Raw genomic sequence first — 19,454 nt, forward strand, 5'->3', positions numbered from 1 at the left:
CTTGTTAAGAGTGTGGATTAATACCACTCGGTCTGTACGTCACGATTGGGCGGTCTGTGCTACTTGGCCACCTCGGGTGCGCGGTCGACCACCTCGACCTTCAGCTGCGCCGTCGAGGTGATCAGGGTGCCCTCGGGCGCTCCCGCCGCGGCCGCGTCCACCACGACGACGCGCTCGCCCAGGTACAGGTAGGTGGAGGAGTCGAAGATGTACTCGTGCCGCACCCCGCCGAACCTGTTGACCATGGCCACCGCGACCCCCCTGCGCCCGGCGGCGTCCTCGGCCTCGGCGACGGTCTCGACGCCGGGGATCGTACCGGCCGCCCGGAACAGCGCGGCTCGCTGGGCGGACGGCATGTACGCCTGCGTGATCATCGAGCCGACGTTCCCCCATGCCGTGTAGTCGGCCAGAGGGTCTCGCGCCAGATCCCGGTAGAGGTGTTCGCGCATCCCCGCGGGGTCGGTGGGCAACCGGCTCAGGTAGGCGTAGTCGGTGCGCCGGTGTTCGGCACGGACGTCGTAGCCGGTGAGCTTCGACGGCGGCGCGACGCCTCCCTCCCGCCGCTTGGCCTCGGCGGGCAGCGGCTCCCCGGGGAACGGCCTCGGCTCCAGGTGCTCGCCCGCCATGACCCCTCCGTCCAGGGGGGAGCCCTCGACCGGCAACCACACCTTGTGCACGCTGCGGTCGAGGTAGCGAACGTCCTTCCCGCCCTCCTTCAGCTTGACCGGGAACATGACCTGCATCTCGTAGACGAGGAACTGCCCGGGTTCCGGGTGCAGCTCGTCCCGTTGGCTCGCGGTGTCCGCGGCCCGCTGGAGGACCGCCGACATCGACACGGGCGCCACCTGGACGGCCGTCTCCGGCACGAGGGGCGAGCGAGTGCCGACGCCCCCGATTCCCACGATCATCGCGGCCCCGGCCCCCATCGCGAGGCTCGTCCTGAGGCTCAGCCGGAGGTTCCTCCTGAAGCTCTCCGAGCGGCGTGCCCGGCCGGCGGCCGATGCCGGCGGCGCCGCGCCGAGGGCGGCGATCTCCGACAGCAGCCGCCCCTCCTCGGCCCGCAGCTCCGCCGGGTCCGGCCGGGGCACCTCGGAGCGCAGCCGGTTCACCTGGGTCATCTCATCCATGGAAGGTCTCCTCGCTGACGGACGTGGGGTCGACCCCGCCGAGTTCCTTACGCACCTTGCTCCTGGCCCGGTTGACCCGCGAGCGGACCGTGCCCACCGGGATGTCCATCGCCTGGGCGGCCTCCGTGTAGGTGAGGCCGCCCCAGGTCACCAGCAGCAGCACGTCCCGGTGGCCCGCGGGCAGCCGCGCCAGGGCGGCCGCCAGCCTGCGCCGCACGGCACCGGCGCTCAGCCTCTCGTCGCTGCGCTCGGTGAACGGGACGGTCACCGGGTCGACGCCGGTCCGTTCGAGAACGCGCAGCTGCCGCACCTCGACGCGCTTGTGCCGCCTGATCAGGTTGGTCGCGATGCCGTACAACCACGGGCGCGCGCTGGGCTGCGACGGGTCGTAGCCCTCCCTCCCGCGGAACGCCGCCAGGAAGGTGTCCGCCACGACGTCCTCGGCCGCGTCGGCCCCCAGTCGCCGGGTGACGTAGTGCTTGATCTCGGGCGCGTGCCGGTGGAAGACCGCGGCGAACGCCTCCGGCTCCCGCCGGGACCGCTCGATGAGGGAGGCGTCGTCGGCCTCGGCCCCGTCGGCGGGAGAGACGTCGCGGTCCCGCGCCCCGTCTGCGGGGAGTGCGTCGCGACACCCCACCCCGTCGCCGTCGCCGTCGCCGTCGCCGTCGCCGTCGCCGTCGCCGTCGCCGGAGAGGGTGTCACGCTCCCGCGCCCTATCGGCGGGAAAGGTGCCACGATTCCCCGTCTCGCCAACGGGGAAGGCGTCACGGTCCCCCGCCTCGTCGACGGGAAAGGTACCGCCCACCCCCGCCCGGGTTCGGCTCGTTTCGCTCATATCCGGCCTCTCGGCTCTCGGTCAGGACACCCGTTGTTGCCCTCCCGCGTGCCCGCGGTTCCCGAAAGAGACAAGATGAATGCGCTCCCCCGTCACACCGGGGTGAACTCCAGGTAGGAGACGGCGGGCATGGGCAGGGTGAACTCCAGCCGCAGGGTCCCGTCCTCCGCGCGGACGGTACGGGCGGGTTCCAGCTCGTCCAGGATGTTCGCGGCGTGCAGCCGCTCCCACTGCTCGCCCTCCGGCCAGTCCGCGCCCCCGCCGACCTCCGCCCAGACCGCCCGGATGTTGGAGTGCCGCTCGTCGATCCGGTGGTGGCCGACCGCGTACTCCCCCGGGGGCAGTCCCTCGACGGTGAGGGTGACCTCGCGCGACAGGATCGCCGCGCCGTCGGCCCTGTCCTGGTCGAGGGTGCCGTTCCACACCAGCACCCCGACGGCGCCGGTGGCCGAGCGCGCCGCCCACGCCTCGACTCCCGCGACGTCGCCGGTGGCCGAGCAGGCGAGCTCGTCCGCGCCCAGCCGGTCGGCCAGGGTGAGCGCGAGGTAGCGGGGCTTGCGCAGGTTGCCGACCGTGAGCAGGCCGAACCCGCCGTGGAAGAGCGCCGGTGGGCGGCCCAGCTCCTCGAAGTGGTCCGAGGCCACCCAGTGGGCCAGCGCGTCCACCCGCCCGGCCGCCGACCTCATCCCGTGCAGCAGGAACGCCGCCCCGAACGGCCCGTCGCCGATGCCGTGGAAGTGCGTGGGGGTCGGGCCCCACTCCGTCCACCAGATCGGCGTGCCCTCGCGGCCGTGCCGCTCCAGGACGGGCCGCCAGTCGAGCGGGGCGTTGCCGTAGGTGTGGGTGGAGACGAAGTCGAGCGCCGCGCCCGAGGCGTCCACGTGGTCGATCAGCTCCTGGACCCAGCCGTTGGCCGCCGACGACGGGCCGCCGACGCGGATGTCCGGGTGGACGTCCTTGACCGCCGCCGCCGACACGTCGTACAGCCGGAAGAACTCCTGCGGCGTACCGCTCCAGAAGACCTCCAGGTTGGCCTCGTTCCACACCTCGAAGGCCCAGTTGTCGACCACCTCCCGCAGGCCGTACCGGTCGACGAGGTGCCGGGTGAGGTCGCGGACCAGGTCGCCCCACCGGTCGTAGTCCCTGGGCGGCGAGATGATCGCCCCGTAGCCGAAGACCGTCTTCGACGGGTCGGAGGCCAGGTCGCGCGGCATGAACGACAGCTCCACGATCGGCCGCATGCCGAACGCGGTGATCGTGTCGTAGACCTCGTCCACCCGGGTGAAGTCGTGCACGGGCTTCCCGTCGTCCTCCCGGTAGACGCCGAGGTCGTCGCAGAGGATCGCGTGGGCGCGCACGGTCTCGACACCGAGCTCCTCCCGCATCGTCCGCAGCGCCTCGGTCAGCTCGGGGCCGATCGGCCGCCCGCCCACGGTGTCGGCGGACAGCATGTACGACAGGTGCTCGGAGCCGATCATGTACTTCCACGGCCGGGGCAGCGGCCGCGTGCTCGCGGAGGCGTCCACCCGCAGGGCCGTCGCGCCCGGTTCGGTGAGCGGCGCGGCGAACACCGGTCCGGCGAAGGGGCCGGTCCGTTCCATGGTGGTGACGGCGGCGACCCGATACCAGGCGGGTTCCCCGCGCGTGTCGACGTAGCGCGGATCCGGCACGGCCGGCACGTCGACGTCGCGCTGCTCGGTCGAGGTGTACGGCCCCTCCTCGGCGGGCGCGCGGTGGACGATGTAGCCGATGGCCCCGGCCACCGGTTCCCAGGTCAGCGTGACGTGCCCGCCTCCGCTGTCGGCGCGCAGGCCGCGGGGGGCGGCGACCTCGACCCGTCCGGCCGCGGTCACCTCCCCCGACGCCTTGTAGATGCGGGCCTGCCAGTCTCGGCGTGCGGCATCGGCCGTGCTCATCAGATACGTCTCCCCGATGGTCGGTTGATGGATGTGTGCGTGGGCGGCACGACTCACTTGGGAGGCACGACGGCCCACTCCTCCTGGCGCAGGACGGGGGCGAGTCTGGCCGTGACGTCGCGGGTCGCGAAGTGGCGGCGCAGGCTGTCGTCCGCGAGCGCGTTGCCGAGCGCGATCATGATCATTCCCTGGTCGAGGGCGAGATACTGCTTGGCGACCTTGCCGCTGCGCACGGCGACCGCGTCGTAGAAACCGCCCGGCCCGTAGGAGTCGAAGTTCGCCCTGAGCCTGGCGAGGTTGCCGAGGGCCGCGTCGGGCGCGTGGCGCAGCGCGAGGAACGACGCGTGCGGGGTGACCACGCCGTCCCCGTAGGACTCCGGCTCGGGCTGCCCCTCGCGGCATCCCTCGAACCCGTAGTCGACGGAGGTGCGCTCCTGGTCGGAGGTGTAGCCGGGGGTGTCCATGCCGATCGCGTCCACGCCGTACTCGCGGTAGCCTCCGGCGGGGTCGTTGGACGGGGAGAAGCCCCAGTATCCGTACTTCGCCTCGTTCATGCCGTGCTCGATCTGGGCGGCGATGTAGACGGGCTGGTTGCGGCCCCAGCTCCTGGCGCCCCAGACGTCCTCCGGCACGAGCTGGGTCACCATCAGCTCCTCGAACATGCTGCCGCCCCAGGTGGGCACCAGGCGCATGCCGCGGTAGCCGTACGTGCCCTCGAAGACGTTGACGCCCATGTACGTGCGCCAGGCGCCGACCGGCTTCTGCTCGGCCCACGACCAGTCGCAGGTGTCGGGGAAGGTGCGCCACATGCCGTAGTAGTGCTCGGGCGGGAGCTGGCCGAGGGCGATGCCGACGTAGCTGGCGATCCTGGCCTCGGTGAGCGCGCCGTAGTGGTGGCAGGTGGAGTGGACCGTGGTCCCCGAGTCGTTGTAGTCGCTCTCGACCGAGCAGCCGGTGGGCTTCTCCGGCCAGAACCCGCCGCGCAGCAGGCCGGTGCCCGCGTCGGGCCGTGCCTGCGGGTCGTAGTAGGACTCGAAGTCCATGCCGTTCACCAGCGCCCCGGCCTGCTTGGAGACCTCGGGCACGGCGCTGCGGATCATCATGAGGGAGGCCGCGAGCCAGCCGTTGTCGACGCTGGACAGGAACGGCTGGACGGCGGAGCCGTTCTCCGGCCAGGTACGCACGATCTCCAGCGTGCGCGGGTCGTACCAGTTGTAGAACTGGCCGGTCGGGGCGTGGCGCTCCAGCCTGGCCGTCGAGGCGAGCGTCCTGGTCACCCGGCGCAGGGCCTCACCCCGGGAGATGAGGTGGGTGTCGCGGGCGGCCACCGTACTCCACAGGTAGGTGGCGATGTTGGTCGGCGAGGTCACCTTGGCGCGGGTGGCGGGGTCGAGCGAGCCGTCGATCTTGTCGGAGGGCAGCCCGGTCGCCGGGTCGGTCATCGCGTCCATGGACTTCCAGGTGTCCACGGCGTAGCGGCGCAGCAGTTCCCGCTGCCGCCCCGCCGCCGACGTTGTCAAGGGGACATCGGGGGAGACGAGGGGAGACGCGGAAGGGGAGACGGAGGGGGCGGGGGAAGGGGTGGCCGAGGCGGGAGAGGGGACGGCCGCGACCAGGGCGAGACAGGCCGCCAGGACGGCCGTGTGACGACGACGCACGGGGGCTCCTTACGTGGGTTACTTGAGTCCGGTGGAGGCGATGCCCTGGGTGAAGAAGCGCTGCAGGAAGACGAAGAGGATGAGGACCGGCAGCACGACGACCACCGCCCCGGCGATGAGCAGGCCGTACTGGGTGCCCTGGTAGCCGTTGAAGATCGCCAGTGCGACGGGCAGCGTGTACTTGTCCTCGCTCTGGGCCACCACCGCGGGCCAGAGGAAGTTGTTCCACGAGCCGAGGAACGTGATCAGGCCGAGCGTGGCCAGGGCGGGCCTGCAGAGCGGCATGACGATCCGGAAGAAGATCCGGAACTCCTTGGCGCCGTCGACCCGCGCGGCGTGGATCAGCTCGTCGGGGATGTCCGCGATGAACTGGCGCATCAGGAAGATGCCCAGCGGGGTGACCAGGCCGGGCAGGATGATCCCGAGAAAGGTGTTGACCAGGCCGAGCTTCGCGATGAGCACGAACTGCGGGATCATCACCACGATGGCGGGCAGCGCCATCTGCGTCAGGACCAGCGCGAAGAGCACGTTCTTGCCGCGGAAGGCCATCTTGGCGAAGGCGTATCCGACCATCGAGCAGAACAGCAGGTTGCCCGCGACGGTGGCGAGGGCCACCACCGCGCTGTTGACGAACACCTGCGTGATGTTCATCTTCTCCAGCAGCTCGCCGTAGTTGCCGAGCGTCCACCGCACCGGCAGGAAATCCGGCGGGTCCCGCCTGATCTCGGTCTCCGGCTTGAACGAGGTGAGCAGCGTCCAGACGAACGGGAGCACGACGAGCACGAGTCCGGCGCTGAGCAGCGCGTACGTGGAGAAGCGGCGTTTCACGAGGGCCCTGGGGCCCGGAACGGGTTTCGCGGGGGCACTCCGCCTCGGAGCCTGTCTCACCCCGGCCTCCCGGCCCGAAGCGGATTTCGAGTCGGCCTCCCGGCCCTGAACTTGTCTCACCTGGACCTCCCGACCCGGAACTGCAGGACCGCCAGGGCCACGATCACGGTGAACAGGACGCTCGCGGCGGCGGCGGCGTAGCCGTAGTTGCCGGAGCCGAACTGGTTGTAGATGGCGAGCGACGCCGAGGTGGTCGCTCCCGCCGGGCCTCCCCTGGTCATCACCAGCGGCTCCTCCATGAACTGGGCGAACCCGATCGAGCTGTAGACGGTGCAGAACAGCAGCGCCGGGCGGAGCATCGGCAGCGTGACGGAGCGGAAACGCTCCCAGCGCCCGGCGCCGTCGACCTCCGCCGCCTCGTACAGCTCCCGGGGGATGCCCTGCAGGGCGGCCAGCAGGACGACCATGTCGAAGCCGAAGCTCCGCCAGGCGGTCATCACGATGATCACGGGAAGCGCCAGGTTCTCGTCGGCTAGCCAGCGGGGGCCGTCCACGCCCACCGCTCCGAGCAGCTGGTTGACCAGTCCCGCGTCGGGTTCGAGCAGGAACCTCCAGGCCACCGCGACGCCGATGATGCTGGTGACGTACGGCAGGTAGTAACCGAGCCGGAAGAACGCGGCGGGCAGCCGGGCGATCCCCGAGTTCAGCGCCACGGCCGCGCCCAGGCCGAGGGCGATGGTGAGCGGGAGCGCCGTCACCACGAAGATCAGCGTGTTGACCGCCGCCTTGCGCATGAGCTCGTCGTCGAACAGCCGCAGGTAGTTGTCGATCCCGACGAGGTTCACCCCCAGGGGGTCGCGCACGTCGGTACTGCGCATGTCGGTGAAGCTCATGCCGAGCTCGACGAGGAGCGGCCCCGCCCAGAACACCGCGAACATCACGACGAACGGCGTCACGAACATCCAGGCCAGGCCGGTACGGCGGAATCCACCCCGGGGTCGCCGCGCCCCGGCGGGGGCCGGTCCGGTGGACTCGCGCGAGTCCACCCGCTCGCTGACCACCATGGTCAGACCCCGGTCCCGATGGTCTCGGCCTGTTCCTGGACGCTCCTGGCCGTCTCCTCGGCCGTCTGCTTGCCCAGGGCCATCTTCTCGATCTCGGTCTCCATCACCTTGGCCACCTGCTCCCAGGTCGGGACGGCGGGGACGGCCTTGGCGTCCTTGAGCTGCTCGCCGAAAACGGTGACCCGCTCGTCGGCGGTGAGCGCCGGGTCCTGCCAGGCGGCCTCGACGCTGGGCAGCGCGTTGACCTTGGTGTACCAGGCGGCCTGGACCTTGGGGTCGACGAGCCAGCGCAGGAACTTCCAGGCGGCGTCGCGGTTCTTCGCGTCCTTGAAGACCACCATGTCGCTGCCGCCGACCAGGCTGGGACCTCCCGCGCTCCCCTTCGGGTAGGGCGCGACGGCGAAGCTGTCCCCGAAGCCGTCGCCGCCCTCCTTCTCCAGGCCCGCGATCATCCACGGCCCCGAGTAGAAGGCGCCGACCTTCCCGTTGACGAACGTCTGCGGGAAGGCGCCGGTCGGCTGGTCGGTGCTGGAGAGCCCGCTCTCGAAGAACGAGCCGTACTGCTTGAGCGCCTTGACCATCTCGGGCGTGTCCAGCGTCCACTTCCCGCCCGAGACGATCTCGCCCCCCGCCTGCCACACCAGCGGCAGCACCTCCTGCCAGGAGCCCTGCCGGAAGTTCTGCTCGACGCCGAGCGAGGCGCCGCCCCGCTCCTTGAGCGCCTTCACGAAGGCGGTGGTCTCCTCCCAGGTGGCGGGCGGCTTCACCGACGCCTTCTCCGCGAGGTCCTTGCGGTAGTACAGGGCGCGGGTCTCGACGTACCAGGGCACGCCGTACGCGGTCCCCTCCACCTCGACCGTGCCCCACGCGCCCGGGAAGAACGCCGACTTGTCGATCAGGTTGGCCGGGGCGGGGTCGAGGGCGCCGGTCTTGGCCATCTCGCCCATCCAGGTGCTGCCCAGCATGGTGATGTCGGGGGTGGCGTTCCCCGCGATGGCCGCGGTGATCTTGTCGTGGGCCACGTCCCAGCCGAGCGGGGTCACCTTGATCGTGATGCCGGGGTTGGCCGTCTCGAAGTCCTTGGCGAAGGCGCCCAGCGCCTCCCCCTCGGCGCCGATCGCCCAGACCGTGACCTCACCGGTGGCCTTGCCGGTGTCGACGTCCCTCGCCTGCTCCGCGGCCCCTCCGCCGCTCCGGCCGCACCCGGCGAGCACCAGTCCCAACGCGAGGATCCCGACGGCGTACTTCTTCACTTTTCCTCCAGGGGGTGAGGACCGCAGCTGGATCGGACGATCAGCTGGGTGGGGAGAATCTCGGAGTTCGGGACGGTACGAGTACCCTTGATGAGCTCGTCCAGCGCGCGGGCGGCACGTGCGCCGAGCAGGCGCATGGGCTGGCGCACCGTGGTGAGGGCGGGCCTGGCGTGGCGGGCGGCCATGATGTCGTCCCAGCCGGTGATCGCCACGTCGCCCGGCACGTCGAGGCCGAGTTCCTCGGCCGCCAGGATGACGCCGAGGGCCACCTGGTCGTCGGCGCAGATCACCGCCCGGGGACGGCGTCCTCCCGCGGGTCCCCCGCCCGGCCCCCCACCGGGTCTCCCGCCGAGCAGCGCCCGTCCCACCGCGTACCCGCCCTCCACGGTGAGCTCGCAGGGCAACGGCTCCGGGGGCCGGATCCCGTGGCCGGACAGGACCCGCCTGACCCCCGTCCAGCGCTGGGTGACGTCGCCCCGGTCGTCGTCCCCGGCCAGGGCGAAGGTGGAGTAACCATGGCCGAGCAGATGAGTGGTGAGCGCCTCGGCCGACGCGATGTTCTCGCTGGAGACCGCGTCCGCCCGCTCGACGGGATCGCGCGCGAGCAGGACCAGCGGCGTCCTGCTCCTGACGATCTCGTCCACCACGGCGTCCTCGACGGTCCTGCCGAAGATCACCATGCCGTCCACCCGGCCGACAAGATCCCTGACCAGGTCCTGTACGGCGGCCCGCCCGCGCGTGGACAGGATGAGCACGGAGCGGCCGAGCTCGGAGGCCACCTCCTCGTACCCGAGGAGCACCTCGGCGAAATAGGGGCCCGACAGGTCGGGGAAGACGATCCCGTTGGCCGCGTGGCGCCCCTGGGCGAGGGAGACGCCGAGGCGGCTCGGGGTGAAGCTGAGCTCCTGGACCGCCCGCAGCACCTTCTCGCGCGTTCCGGCCGCGACGGGGCCGGTGTTGCGCAGCGCCCGGGAGACGGTGGCGATGGAGACGCCCGCCCGCTGCGCGACCTCGTAGATGGTCGCGCCCTGACCTTCGTCACTGTTTGACACCTGTCGTCCGATCTCCCCGCGAGTGGAAGCGCTTACACTCCACGGCGACGGAAGGTGGAAGCGCTTACAGTGGATGGTCGGAGTCAATCACCGGACGGAATCGCCGGTAAAGGTTTGTTACACCACCGTTACCAAATGGGCACGGTGTCACACCGGGCCCCGTGAGACCTTCCCGAGCCTCGTGAGACCTTCCCGGGAGAAACGAGACCCGGCCGGAGGAAAGAATCCGATCGGGAGGGCTACCTGACCGAAAGAGGGCAACCTGATCGGGAAGGGAATCTGACCGGAAGAGGGGACCTGACCGGGGAGGCGACCTGACCAGGAGGGGAAGGCCCTCGACGTCCCTTCAGAGGAACGAATGTCAATCGACTACCCTTAAAAGATCAGCCGAGCTATCCTCGCCGGAATCGGGCAGTCCATAACCTCCTGGGCGCGGCGCCGTTCACCTCGCCCCCTGAGATCCGTGAGCCGTTCGGGGAGCTTGATGAGATTCCAGGTACTCGGCGATGTGACGATCATCACCGACGGACGTCCTGTGCCACTGTCCTCACGCAGGCAGGAGCAGCTGCTGGCGCTCCTCGTCTGCGCGCGAGGGCGCATCGTGGCGGCGGAAACCCTGATCGACGCGCTGTGGGGGGAGCGGCTCGGGCCGCGCGCCGGCAAGAACCTACAGGTGCTCGTGCACCGGCTGCGCAGGACGCTCGACGCCCCCGAGCGGATCCGGCACGACCGCTCGGGCTACACGCTGTCCGCGCGGCCGGAGGAGGTGGACGCCTGGCACTTCGCCGACCTGGCCGAGCACGCCAGGCGGACACTGAACCAAGGAGAGCTGGAGGCGGCGTCCGTCCTGCAGCGGGAGGCGCTCGCGCTGTGGAACGGCCGGGCCTTCTCGGGACTGGACGGCGTGGCCCAGCTGGCGGAGGCGGCCGAACGCCTGGAGCAGAACCGCAGGCGGGTGCTGACCGAGCGCATCGACACCGACCTGGCACTGGGCAGGCACGCGGAGGTCATCCCCGAGCTGATCTCGATGGTCGCGGAGGATCCGCTGGTGGAGTCCACGACCGCGCGGCTGATGGTGGCGATGCACAGGGCCGGGCTGCGTACGGAGGCGCTGGAGGCCTACCGGCGCGCCCGCACCGTCCTGGCCGAGGAGCTGGGGCTGGAACCGGGACCGCAGCTGCGCTCGCTGGAACAGGCCATCCTGCGCGGGGACACCCGGGTCGGCCTGGATCCCCGGCCGGAAACGGCGGCACCGGTGAGGCCCCCGGACCCCGCCGCTCCGCCGGATCCGGCCCCGTCCCTGCTGCCCGCCGGGGTGAGCGACTTCACCGGGCGCGACACCGAGCTGCGCTGGCTCGTCTCGGTCCTGCGCGACCGTCCCGCCTCCGGACCGGTGATCTGCTCCGTCTCCGGCATGCCGGGGGTGGGCAAGAGCGCGCTGGCCCTGCGGGCCGCCCACGATCTGCGGGACGCCTTCCCCGACGGGCAGCTGTACGTGAACCTGCGGGGCGCCGGGGCCGAACCGGTCGAGCCGTCGCACGCGCTCAGCCGGTTCCTGCGCGCCCTCGGCACACCGGGGACCGCCATTCCCGACAACCTGGACGAGCGCGCCGAGGTGTTCCGCGCCCGCCTGTACGACCGGCGCGTGCTGGTGCTGCTGGACGACGCCGCGGACGAGGCACAGATCGAGCCGCTCATCCCCGCGGGGAACGGCTGCGCGGTGGTGGTCACGAGTCGCGGCGCGCTGACCGCCCTGCCCGGCGCGCAGCGGCTCGCCCTGGGAGTCCTCGGGACCGCCGCCGCCGTCCGGCTGCTGGGTACGATCACCGGCCGGGTCGAGCTGGCCGCCGACACCGCCACCGCCGGGCGGCTGGCCGAGCTGTGCGGGCATCTCCCCCTGGCGCTCAGGATCGCCGGGGCGCGACTGGCCGCCCGGCCGCACTGGAGCGTCGACCGGCTGGTCTCCCGGCTCGCCGCCGAACACGACCGGCTCGACGAGCTCACCCACGGCACCCTGTCGGTACGGGCCAGCCTCGCCCTCGGTTACTCGGGTCTCGACGAGCCCAGCCGTACCCTGTTCCGCCGCCTCGGCCTGGTCGAGACGCCCGACTTCGCCGGCTGGGTCGCCGCGGCCCTGCTCGACACCGGACCGCACGACACCGGAGCACGTGACAGCGGGTCGCACCACACCGGGGCACGCGACAGCGGAGCACGTGGCACCGGACCGTACGCCCCTGGGTCGCACGACTCCGGACCACACCACAGCGGAGCGCACGACACCCGATCTCGCGGCACCGGAGCGCACGACGCCGAGGAGATCCTGGAAGGACTGATGGAGGCGCAGCTCGTCGAGTACGCGGGCCAGGACGGCATCGGCGAGCCCCGCTACCGCGTCCACGACCTGGTACGCCTGCACGCCAGGGAACGCGGCGCGACCGACGATCCCCCCGGTGCCACCGACGCCGCGCTGACCAGGCTGGCGGGAGGGTACCTCGCGCTCGCCGAGCGGGCGCACCGGCGGCAGTACGGCGGCGACTACACCGTCCTGCACGGCGGCGGGCCACGCTGGGACTGCGGGGATGCCACCTCCGACCGCCTGCTCGCCGACCCGTCCGGCTGGCTGCGCGGCGAGCGGCTCGGCCTGGTGGCCGCGGTGGAGCAGGCCGCCCGGCTCGGCCTGAGCGAGATGTGCTGGGACCTGGCGATGACGGCGATCACCCTGTTCGAGGCGCAGGGCCACTTCGACGACTGGCGGCGCACCTCGGAGACCGCGCTGGCCGCCGCCCTGCGCGCGGGCGACCGGCGAGGCGAGGCGGCGATGCGCTACTCGCTGGGCACGCTCGCCCTGTTCCGGCAGCGCTACACCGACGCGCGGCCACACCTGGAGGCCGCGCTGCCGCTCTTCGAGGCGGTGAACGACCGGCACGGCCAGGCCCTCACCCTGCGCAACGCGGCGCTGATCGAGCGGGTGGAGGGTCGGGTGGAGACCGCGCTCGACGCCTACCGGCGGGCGCTGCGGATGCTCCACGAGGTCGGCGACCGGCACGCCGAGGCCCACGTACTCGGCAGCATGGCCCAGATCCACATCGAGCATGACCGCCCCTACGCGGCGGCCTCGCTCCTGGAGACGGCGCTGGCCGCCTACCGGGACCTGGGCAACGTCCGAGGGGTCGCGCAGATCCTCAACAGGCTGGGACTGCTGCACCTGCGTCAGAACGACCCGGGGCGGGCGAAGGACGCGTTCGGGCAGGTACTGGCGGCCGCCAGGTCGACCGGAGACCGCATCGGCGAGGCGTACGGCCTGCTCGGGATGGGCGAGGCCGAGCTGCTGGCGGGTGAACTCGACCACGCGGCCAACCGGCTCGACGCGGCGCTGCTGCTGGCCGAGGGACTCGGGGAACCCTTCGTCGCGGCCCGTGCCCGCCTGGCCTGCGGACGGCTCGCCATCGAGCGCGGCGAGCACGAGCTGGCCGCGTCCATGCTGGACCGGGCGGTGCGGGAGTTCGCCGACATCGGCCTGCCGGTCTGGCACGAGCGGGCACTCGACGCCCGGCGCGCCCTCGAAGGCATGATCTCCTCCCCGCCCGCCCCGTGCTGACCTCTCACCCGCGTGCTCTCCACACCGTCTCCCTCGGCACCGTCTCCCACGGCGGCCGGTCATCACTCGCATGCCTCCACATCGCCCGCTCCCGGCCGGCCCGGCCACGGTGCGCGGCCGGACGGGAGTGCCGCAGCCCCGCCCGGCCGCTTCACGCGACGCCGGTTCCCGCCCGTGGGCTACTCGCCCGGGTCCATCCAGTGGCTGTCGTAGTTGGGCTTGGTGACCTGATCATGCAGCTCGATCGCCGAGGCCGGTGTGGCGCCCGCGCCCAGCAACCCGGCCACCATCAGCGCCAGCAACCCCGCCTTGATCTTCTTCATCTCTCTCCTTGATCGTCAACAGATCGGTGCCATACCCCCGTGGGCGTTGGTGATCGATAGCAAACCACGACCACCAGGTGCCGCATATGGCATCTCGCTGTTGAACTTCCTCCCCTTCGAGGCGTCCCCGCCCCTCTCCCCTCGGGTGCCGACGGCCTTACGACAGACCGGCTCGGTCCCCCGGTCACCAGACCCCGCGCTGACCTGCCGCTCGACGCTGAGCGGCCGGTACTCGCCCCTGGGCGACCAATGCCCGGTACGTGACCGTTGGTGCCGGACGTCCGGCGAGAGCGAGCCGGCGGAGAAGTGAGCGACACTCCTCGGCGGGGTCGCGGTGACCACGTACGACCCGCTTCCCGGCGTCATCGCCGTGGCAGCCCCCGTGGCAGCCGCGGCGATGACTCCGGCGGTCGCTGTGGCCCGCCTGACGTCGTTCTCGATCGGTGTACCACCCGGCGTTCCGGACGGTTCCCGGACCGACGAGAAGCGAGGCGACGGGCATGGATACGGCCGGCTGACCGGCCGTACCCATGTCGCCCCGGTGTCGTGTCGTGTTGAGCCCCAAGTACGGACGACCACCTTCACCTCAAGCACAGCCCGGATACCGCCTGCGGACGGTATCCGGACTGGTCAAGGCCAAGATAAACGGCGCCGGTTTCACGCCGGTTTCACCTCGTTCCCCGTGCCGGGTCCGGAAACCACGGGGCCGGAGAGGCGCGGATCCGGTCTCACGGAACGGTGACAACGATCTTGCCGAGGCGGTGCCCCTCCTCGCTGAGACGGTGGGCGTCGGCGGTCCTTCCCAGCGGGAAGGTCCTCTCGATCGGCACGCGCAGCGCGCCGCGCTCCAGCAAGGGGAGGACCTCCGCGAAGACCTCCGCCGGGGAGACCCCGTCGGCACCGGTGGAGAAGCGCACACCGTACTCGGCGGCCCGCCCGTCGGCGATGGTGACCACCCTGTCCGGACCACCGGCCAGCTCGACCGACATGGCGAGCACGTCGCGGCCGGAGGCGTCCAGGACCGCGTCGACACCTTCCGGCGCCGCGGCGCGCACCCGCCCGGCCAGGCCGTCACCGCCGTCGCCGTACTCGACCGGCCGCACGCCCAGCTCGCGCAGGAAGTCATGACGGGCCGGGCTCGCCGTGCCGACCACCCGTACCCCCCTGGCGCGGGCGAGCTGCGCGGCGACCAGCCCGACGCCACCGGCGACCGCGTGGACCAGCAACGTGTGCCCTTCCTTCACGTCGAGCTGCCGCAGGGTACGCCAGGCGGTCTCGACGGCCACCGGCAGCGCGGCGGCCTGCTCGAAGGACAGCCAGGCGGGCATGGCCAGCAGATCCCTGGCGTCGACCGTCACGTGGGTGGCCGCGGCACCGGAGACGACCTTGCCGAAGACGGCCTGCCCCACGCTCCAGCCCCCGTCTCCGGCACCGGTCCCGGCAGCGCTCCCTCCACCGGTCCCGGCGGTGGTCCCTCCACTGGTCCCAGCAGTGGTCCCGGCACTGGCGCCCACGCCCGTACCCGAACCGATACCAGCGCCAGCGCCAACGGCGTCGACCGTTCCGGCGAACTCGACACCGACGCCCGCGGGCCCGGCCGACAACTGGCCACGGTCCATGAACCCGTAGCGGAGTTTCCAGTCGATGCCGTTGACCCCGGCGGCCCGTACCGCGACCCTCACCTGCCCGGGTCCGGGATCGGGAATGGGAACATCGTCAAGGGTGAGCACCTCGGGGCCGCCGTACCGGGCGTAGCGGATGGCCTGGGACATGGTTTTCTCCCTCTGAGCGCGTGCGCGCCCGATTGATGGGATGGAGGGCCGGGCGCGCGACCACGGAGGTGTGGGAAGCGCCCGGATCGGCTGGTGACCCCCCCGGTAAGTCACCGGATCCGGAACGGATAGGAAAGCGGGCACACGCCGTCACCCGGGAACGAACCAGAAGGCGGGTCCCGGCCCGGTGGAGGCAGCCCCCTCGGACCGGGAAGTGCCTCTCGGCGGGTCCCTCGGAACGGGAGGCACCGGCCGGCAGGTCCCTCACGACAAGAGGCACCGACCGGCAGGTCCCTCAAATCAGCAGCAGGGTCTTCCCCACCGTGTCGCGGGCCTCGATGGCGGTGTGCGCGTCGGCGGCCCGCTCAAGCGGGAAGGTCTGTCCGACGACCGGCCTGATCCGGCCCGCCGCCGCCTCGGACAACGCCAGCCCGGCCAGCCGCCTGCCCTCCTCCGGGGCGAACTGCACCTGCTCCATCCCGCGCACGCTCACCCCTCGCCGCTCCGCCTCCCCGGGGTCGATCTGCGCGAAGCTCCCGCCGGGCACGCCGTACGTGAAGAACCTGCCACCGCGCGACGTGATCCCGAACGCGTCCTGGCCGATCCGCCCGCCGGCACCGTCGAAGACCACGTCCACCCCGTCACCGCCGGCCGTCCCGAGCGGTCCCCCATCGCCGGCCGCCTCCCGCACCCGCTCGGACCAGCCCGGCTCGGAGTAGTCGACCACGGTGTCGGCTCCCAGCTCCCTGGCCAGGTCAAGCTTGCGCCCGCCCCGGGCGGCCGCGACCACGTGGGCGCCGACCGCGTGGGCGAGTTGCACCAGCAGGCTGCCGAGCCCCCCGGCCGCCGCGGTGACCAGCACCCGCTCCCCCGGTTTGATCTCGGCCGCGCCCGTCAGGCTCAGCGCGGCCGGGCCGATCTGGAGAAGCGCCGTCGCCTCCCGCACGCCCAGCCCCTCCGGCACCGGAACCAGGGCGTCCACCGGGACCACGACCCGCTCGGCGTAGCCTCCGTCGCCGGTCATGGCGATGACGTCGCGGCCGATCCAGCCCTGATCGACCCCCTCCCCTGCCGAGACCACCCGCCCGCCCACCCCGCCCCCGGGCACGTACGGCGGGCTCTGGCCGAAGAATTCGGCACCCCAGCCGGTGCGGAGCTGCGTCTCAAGGAACAGGACGTCCACGACGGACACCCCGATCACGACCTGCCCGGCTCCGGCGACCGGCTCCGGGGCCCGGCCCACCAGCAGTACCTCTGGTCCCCCGAACGCGGTTACCTGGACAATGCGCATATCGATCACTCTCCCTCGATGCCTTCACGCACAGTCTCAGACCTCAAGTTATGTTGATGTCAACCGGGGAAATCGGGGAGAGCGAGAAGACCGAGGAGACCAGGGAGGTTTTCACCAGGGAACGGGACCGGCGGCGTCGAAGTAGCCGCCGGTGGGGCCGTCCATCCCGATCAGGGCCATCCGCACGATGACCTCGGCGCCCTCCTCAACGGTCTGGACGCCGCTGTGGGCGTTGAAGTCGGTGGCCGTGTAGCCGGGATCCACCACGTTTATCCTGATCTTCGGGTAGGCCTTGGCGTACTGCGAGGTGATCATGTTGAGGGCGGCCTTGGAGGAGGCGTACGCCAGGGCGGGGATGGTCGACTCAAGGCGCCCCGGGTCGGTGGTCACGGCCAGCGACCCCAGGCCGCTGCCGACGTTCACCACGACGGGGGCGTCCCCGCTTTCGAGGAGCGGCAGGAACGCCCTCGTGACGCGCACGACGCCGAAGACGTTGGTCTCGTAGACCATCCGGATGTCGGGGACGGTGATCTCGCCGACCGGCTCGCCGGGGCCGGCGATGCCGGCGTTGTTGACGAGGACGTCGAGACGACCGGCCTGCTCGCGGACGACCGCCACGGCGGCCTGGACGGAGTCGTCGTCGGTCACGTCGATCAGCACCGAACGGGCCTCGCCCCTTCCCGCCTCCCGCGCGTGCCCGTCGCCGGAGCCTCCCGCCCCGCCCCCGGCATCGAGCCCTCCCGCCCCACCGTCGACGTTGAGCCTTCCCCTTCCTACCCCGTCGCCGGCGTTGAGCCTTCCGGCCCCGGCGTTGAGCCTTTCCACCGCCTCCCCGCCGCGCCGGGCGTCGCGCGCCCCGACGTAGACGGTGTGTCCCGCCGCGACCAGGCGGCGGGCGGTCTCGAAGCCGAGCCCCTTGTTCGCTCCGGTGATCAGTGTCGTTGTCATGCACCTCACTGTCGTCACGGCGGGAACGCACAGGTAGTACCCGGCGCTTCCTGGGACGGGCGGTACCAGGCCCGGGCGGGAAAGGCCCGGATGGCGTCCCACCCCCTCCGGCGGTACCGGACCGTGGACGGGAGAACAGTCCGTCCTGCCTGGTACGGGCGGTACCAGGCTGTGCCCCGGGAACCGGCGCATACTGGGTGAATGACCGGGAGCGGAGAACTGGGCCCCGCGCTGCGGCACTGGCGTGACCGGGTCGACCCGGCCGCGGTCGGGCTGCCCGGCGGCGGGCCACGCCGCGCGGCGGGCCTGCGGCGCGAGGAGCTCGCGATGCTCGCGGGGGTGTCGGCCGACTACATCACCCGCCTCGAACAGGGCCGGGCGACCTCCCCGTCCGCGCAGGTCCTCACCGCACTGGCCCGAGCGCTGCGGCTGTCCGCTCAGGAACGCGAGCACCTGTTCCTCCTCGCGGGGCAGCCACCACTCACCACCGGACGCATGTCCACACACATCACCCCGAGCGTGCAGCGACTGCTCGACCGGCTGGACGGCATACCCGTCAGCGTCTGCGACGCCTCCTGGAACCTGATCAGCTGGAACCGGCTGTGGGCCGCGCTCTTCGGGGACCCCTCCCTGCTGCTCGGGCGCGACCGCAACGTGATCTGGCGCCACTTCACGGGCCGGCCGGGTCGCGTCAGCCACACCCCGGAGCAGGAGACCCGCTTCGAGATGGCCGCGGTCGCCGATCTCAGGTCGGCGACCGCCCGCTATCCCGCCGACACCGATCTGCGGTCGTTCGTCACCGACCTCCGGAGCCTCAGCCCCCGCTTCGCGGAACTGTGGGACACCCACGTCGTCGGCATCCACGAGTCGGACCACAAGATCGTCCACCACCCCGACGTCGGCACGCTCACGCTCGACTGCGACATGCTCACCGTACCGGGCAGCGACCTCCGCATCATCACCTACAGCACCGCCCCCGACACCGACTCCGCCGACCGGCTGAAGCTCCTCAGCGTCATCGGCACCCAGACCATGTGGCCGTCCCGATCCTCTTCAGAGGACCTTGCAGGAACCATGACTTTCTCGTCGCGGGGCCCGCACGCGGCGCGGCCTCGACCGCGGCCCGCCGGGTCCGCTCGCGGTAGGCCAAGTAGGCCAAGCGCGGCTGTCGCGCCGGTGGGCCGTCGAGAGGTACATCAGCCGCGTGAAAAGACCCCGCCGGATGTGGCCTGGCGGGGTTGGGGTCTTGGGACTGTCCGGCCGGAATTAAACGACAAGCCTCCGCCACAGGTCAGAAGGTTGCGGGCTGAGGCGTCGCGGACGAGCTGATCTCGGTTTGGGCCGGAACTCAGTAGTAGGCCACGTTCACGGCCAGGGCGGCCGCCGCCAGCGTGAAGAACACGGACCAGGCGCCGAAGTGGTGGTCACGGGCCCGCAGGTGAACGCAGAACGCGCCGAGGAAGTACAACACGAGGCCGGCGGCGGCGAGCAGGCCCAGCACCGGAACGGCGAACCCGGCCAGCAGTCCCAGCGAGCCCGCCGCCAGCATCACGCCCAGCGGGAGCGTCCAGGAACGGGGCACGCGAAGCTGGTCCGCCTGCTTCTTGGGGTATTCATGGCCGATGAGGTTGGCGATGGCGGCCAGGCCGACGACGGCCGAGGCGAGGAGAGTGATCACGAGGTAGGCGGCGAACACGATGGTCCCCTTGTCCGTGAGAGTGACAGGCCGTTTGCGCACTACACGGACGAGATGAGCTGCCGGGAACGTGACATGCCCCGGCGTGACATG

Annotated in this window: 15 protein-coding genes; 2 read left to right on the forward strand and 13 right to left on the reverse strand. The window is 71.6% G+C overall.

The window, feature by feature from the left end; genetic code table 11:
* Positions 1–59: 59 nt before the first annotated feature.
* The 8 genes from OG587_RS43815 to OG587_RS43850 form a co-directional block, all read right to left on the reverse strand.
* Positions 60–1,127: a CU044_5270 family protein gene (locus OG587_RS43815; protein ID WP_329084766.1), complete on the reverse strand. Its 1,068-nt coding sequence runs from the start codon at positions 1,125–1,127 to the stop codon at positions 60–62.
* A complete protein-coding gene (locus OG587_RS43820; RefSeq protein WP_329084767.1) occupies positions 1,120–1,962 on the reverse strand; it encodes an RNA polymerase sigma factor in 843 nt (280 codons plus the stop codon). The genes OG587_RS43815 and OG587_RS43820 overlap by 8 nt, the downstream gene beginning before the upstream one ends.
* Before the next feature lie 92 nt (positions 1,963–2,054).
* Positions 2,055–3,878: a GH39 family glycosyl hydrolase gene (locus OG587_RS43825; protein WP_329084768.1), complete on the reverse strand. Its 1,824-nt coding sequence runs from the start codon at positions 3,876–3,878 to the stop codon at positions 2,055–2,057.
* Between the two features lie 53 nt (positions 3,879–3,931).
* Complete coding sequence (locus OG587_RS43830; RefSeq protein WP_329084769.1) at positions 3,932–5,536, reverse strand: glucoamylase family protein; 1,605 nt, start codon at positions 5,534–5,536, stop codon at positions 3,932–3,934.
* 18 nt (positions 5,537–5,554) lie between these two features.
* Positions 5,555–6,364: a carbohydrate ABC transporter permease gene (locus OG587_RS43835; RefSeq protein ID WP_329084770.1), complete on the reverse strand. Its 810-nt coding sequence runs from the start codon at positions 6,362–6,364 to the stop codon at positions 5,555–5,557.
* 116 nt (positions 6,365–6,480) lie between these two features.
* Positions 6,481–7,428 (reverse strand): carbohydrate ABC transporter permease, encoded by a 948-nt coding sequence (locus tag OG587_RS43840; RefSeq protein ID WP_329084771.1) that lies wholly within the window; start codon positions 7,426–7,428, stop codon positions 6,481–6,483.
* Between the two features lie 2 nt (positions 7,429–7,430).
* The gene (locus tag OG587_RS43845; protein WP_329084772.1) at positions 7,431–8,681 is read right to left on the reverse strand and encodes a sugar ABC transporter substrate-binding protein; all 1,251 of its coding nucleotides are present in this window, start codon (positions 8,679–8,681) and stop codon (positions 7,431–7,433) included.
* Complete coding sequence (locus OG587_RS43850) at positions 8,678–9,733, reverse strand: LacI family DNA-binding transcriptional regulator (RefSeq protein WP_329084773.1); 1,056 nt, start codon at positions 9,731–9,733, stop codon at positions 8,678–8,680. The genes OG587_RS43845 and OG587_RS43850 overlap by 4 nt, the downstream gene beginning before the upstream one ends.
* Before the next feature lie 484 nt (positions 9,734–10,217).
* Between OG587_RS43850 and OG587_RS43855 the strand changes: the two genes are divergently transcribed.
* Positions 10,218–13,331 carry an AfsR/SARP family transcriptional regulator gene (locus OG587_RS43855; protein WP_329084774.1) on the forward strand — a complete coding sequence of 1,038 codons (3,114 nt, stop codon included), beginning with the start codon at positions 10,218–10,220 and terminating at the stop codon, positions 13,329–13,331.
* 179 nt (positions 13,332–13,510) lie between these two features.
* On the opposite strand, the gene OG587_RS43860 is transcribed toward OG587_RS43855, so the two are convergent.
* The 4 genes from OG587_RS43860 to OG587_RS43875 form a co-directional block, all read right to left on the reverse strand.
* On the reverse strand, positions 13,511–13,654 hold the full coding sequence (locus tag OG587_RS43860) for a hypothetical protein (protein WP_329084775.1): 144 nt from the start codon (positions 13,652–13,654) through the stop codon (positions 13,511–13,513).
* 728 nt (positions 13,655–14,382) lie between these two features.
* The gene (locus tag OG587_RS43865) at positions 14,383–15,426 is read right to left on the reverse strand and encodes an NADP-dependent oxidoreductase (protein WP_329084776.1); all 1,044 of its coding nucleotides are present in this window, start codon (positions 15,424–15,426) and stop codon (positions 14,383–14,385) included.
* A 295-nt stretch (positions 15,427–15,721) separates the two neighbouring features.
* The gene (locus OG587_RS43870; protein WP_329084777.1) at positions 15,722–16,717 is read right to left on the reverse strand and encodes a zinc-binding dehydrogenase; all 996 of its coding nucleotides are present in this window, start codon (positions 16,715–16,717) and stop codon (positions 15,722–15,724) included.
* Between the two features lie 111 nt (positions 16,718–16,828).
* Positions 16,829–17,665, reverse strand: a complete 837-nt coding sequence (locus tag OG587_RS43875; RefSeq protein WP_329084778.1) for an SDR family NAD(P)-dependent oxidoreductase — start codon at positions 17,663–17,665, stop codon at positions 16,829–16,831.
* Between the two features lie 201 nt (positions 17,666–17,866).
* Between OG587_RS43875 and OG587_RS43880 the strand changes: the two genes are divergently transcribed.
* Positions 17,867–18,994: a helix-turn-helix transcriptional regulator gene (locus OG587_RS43880; RefSeq protein ID WP_329084779.1), complete on the forward strand. Its 1,128-nt coding sequence runs from the start codon at positions 17,867–17,869 to the stop codon at positions 18,992–18,994.
* Positions 18,995–19,013: 19 nt separating this feature from the next.
* On the opposite strand, the gene OG587_RS43885 is transcribed toward OG587_RS43880, so the two are convergent.
* Positions 19,014–19,403 (reverse strand): DoxX family protein, encoded by a 390-nt coding sequence (locus OG587_RS43885; protein WP_329084780.1) that lies wholly within the window; start codon positions 19,401–19,403, stop codon positions 19,014–19,016.
* Between the last annotated feature and the right edge of the window lie 51 nt (positions 19,404–19,454).

This window comes from Streptosporangium sp. NBC_01469 (assembly GCF_036227305.1).
GTDB lineage: Bacteria > Actinomycetota > Actinomycetes > Streptosporangiales > Streptosporangiaceae > Streptosporangium.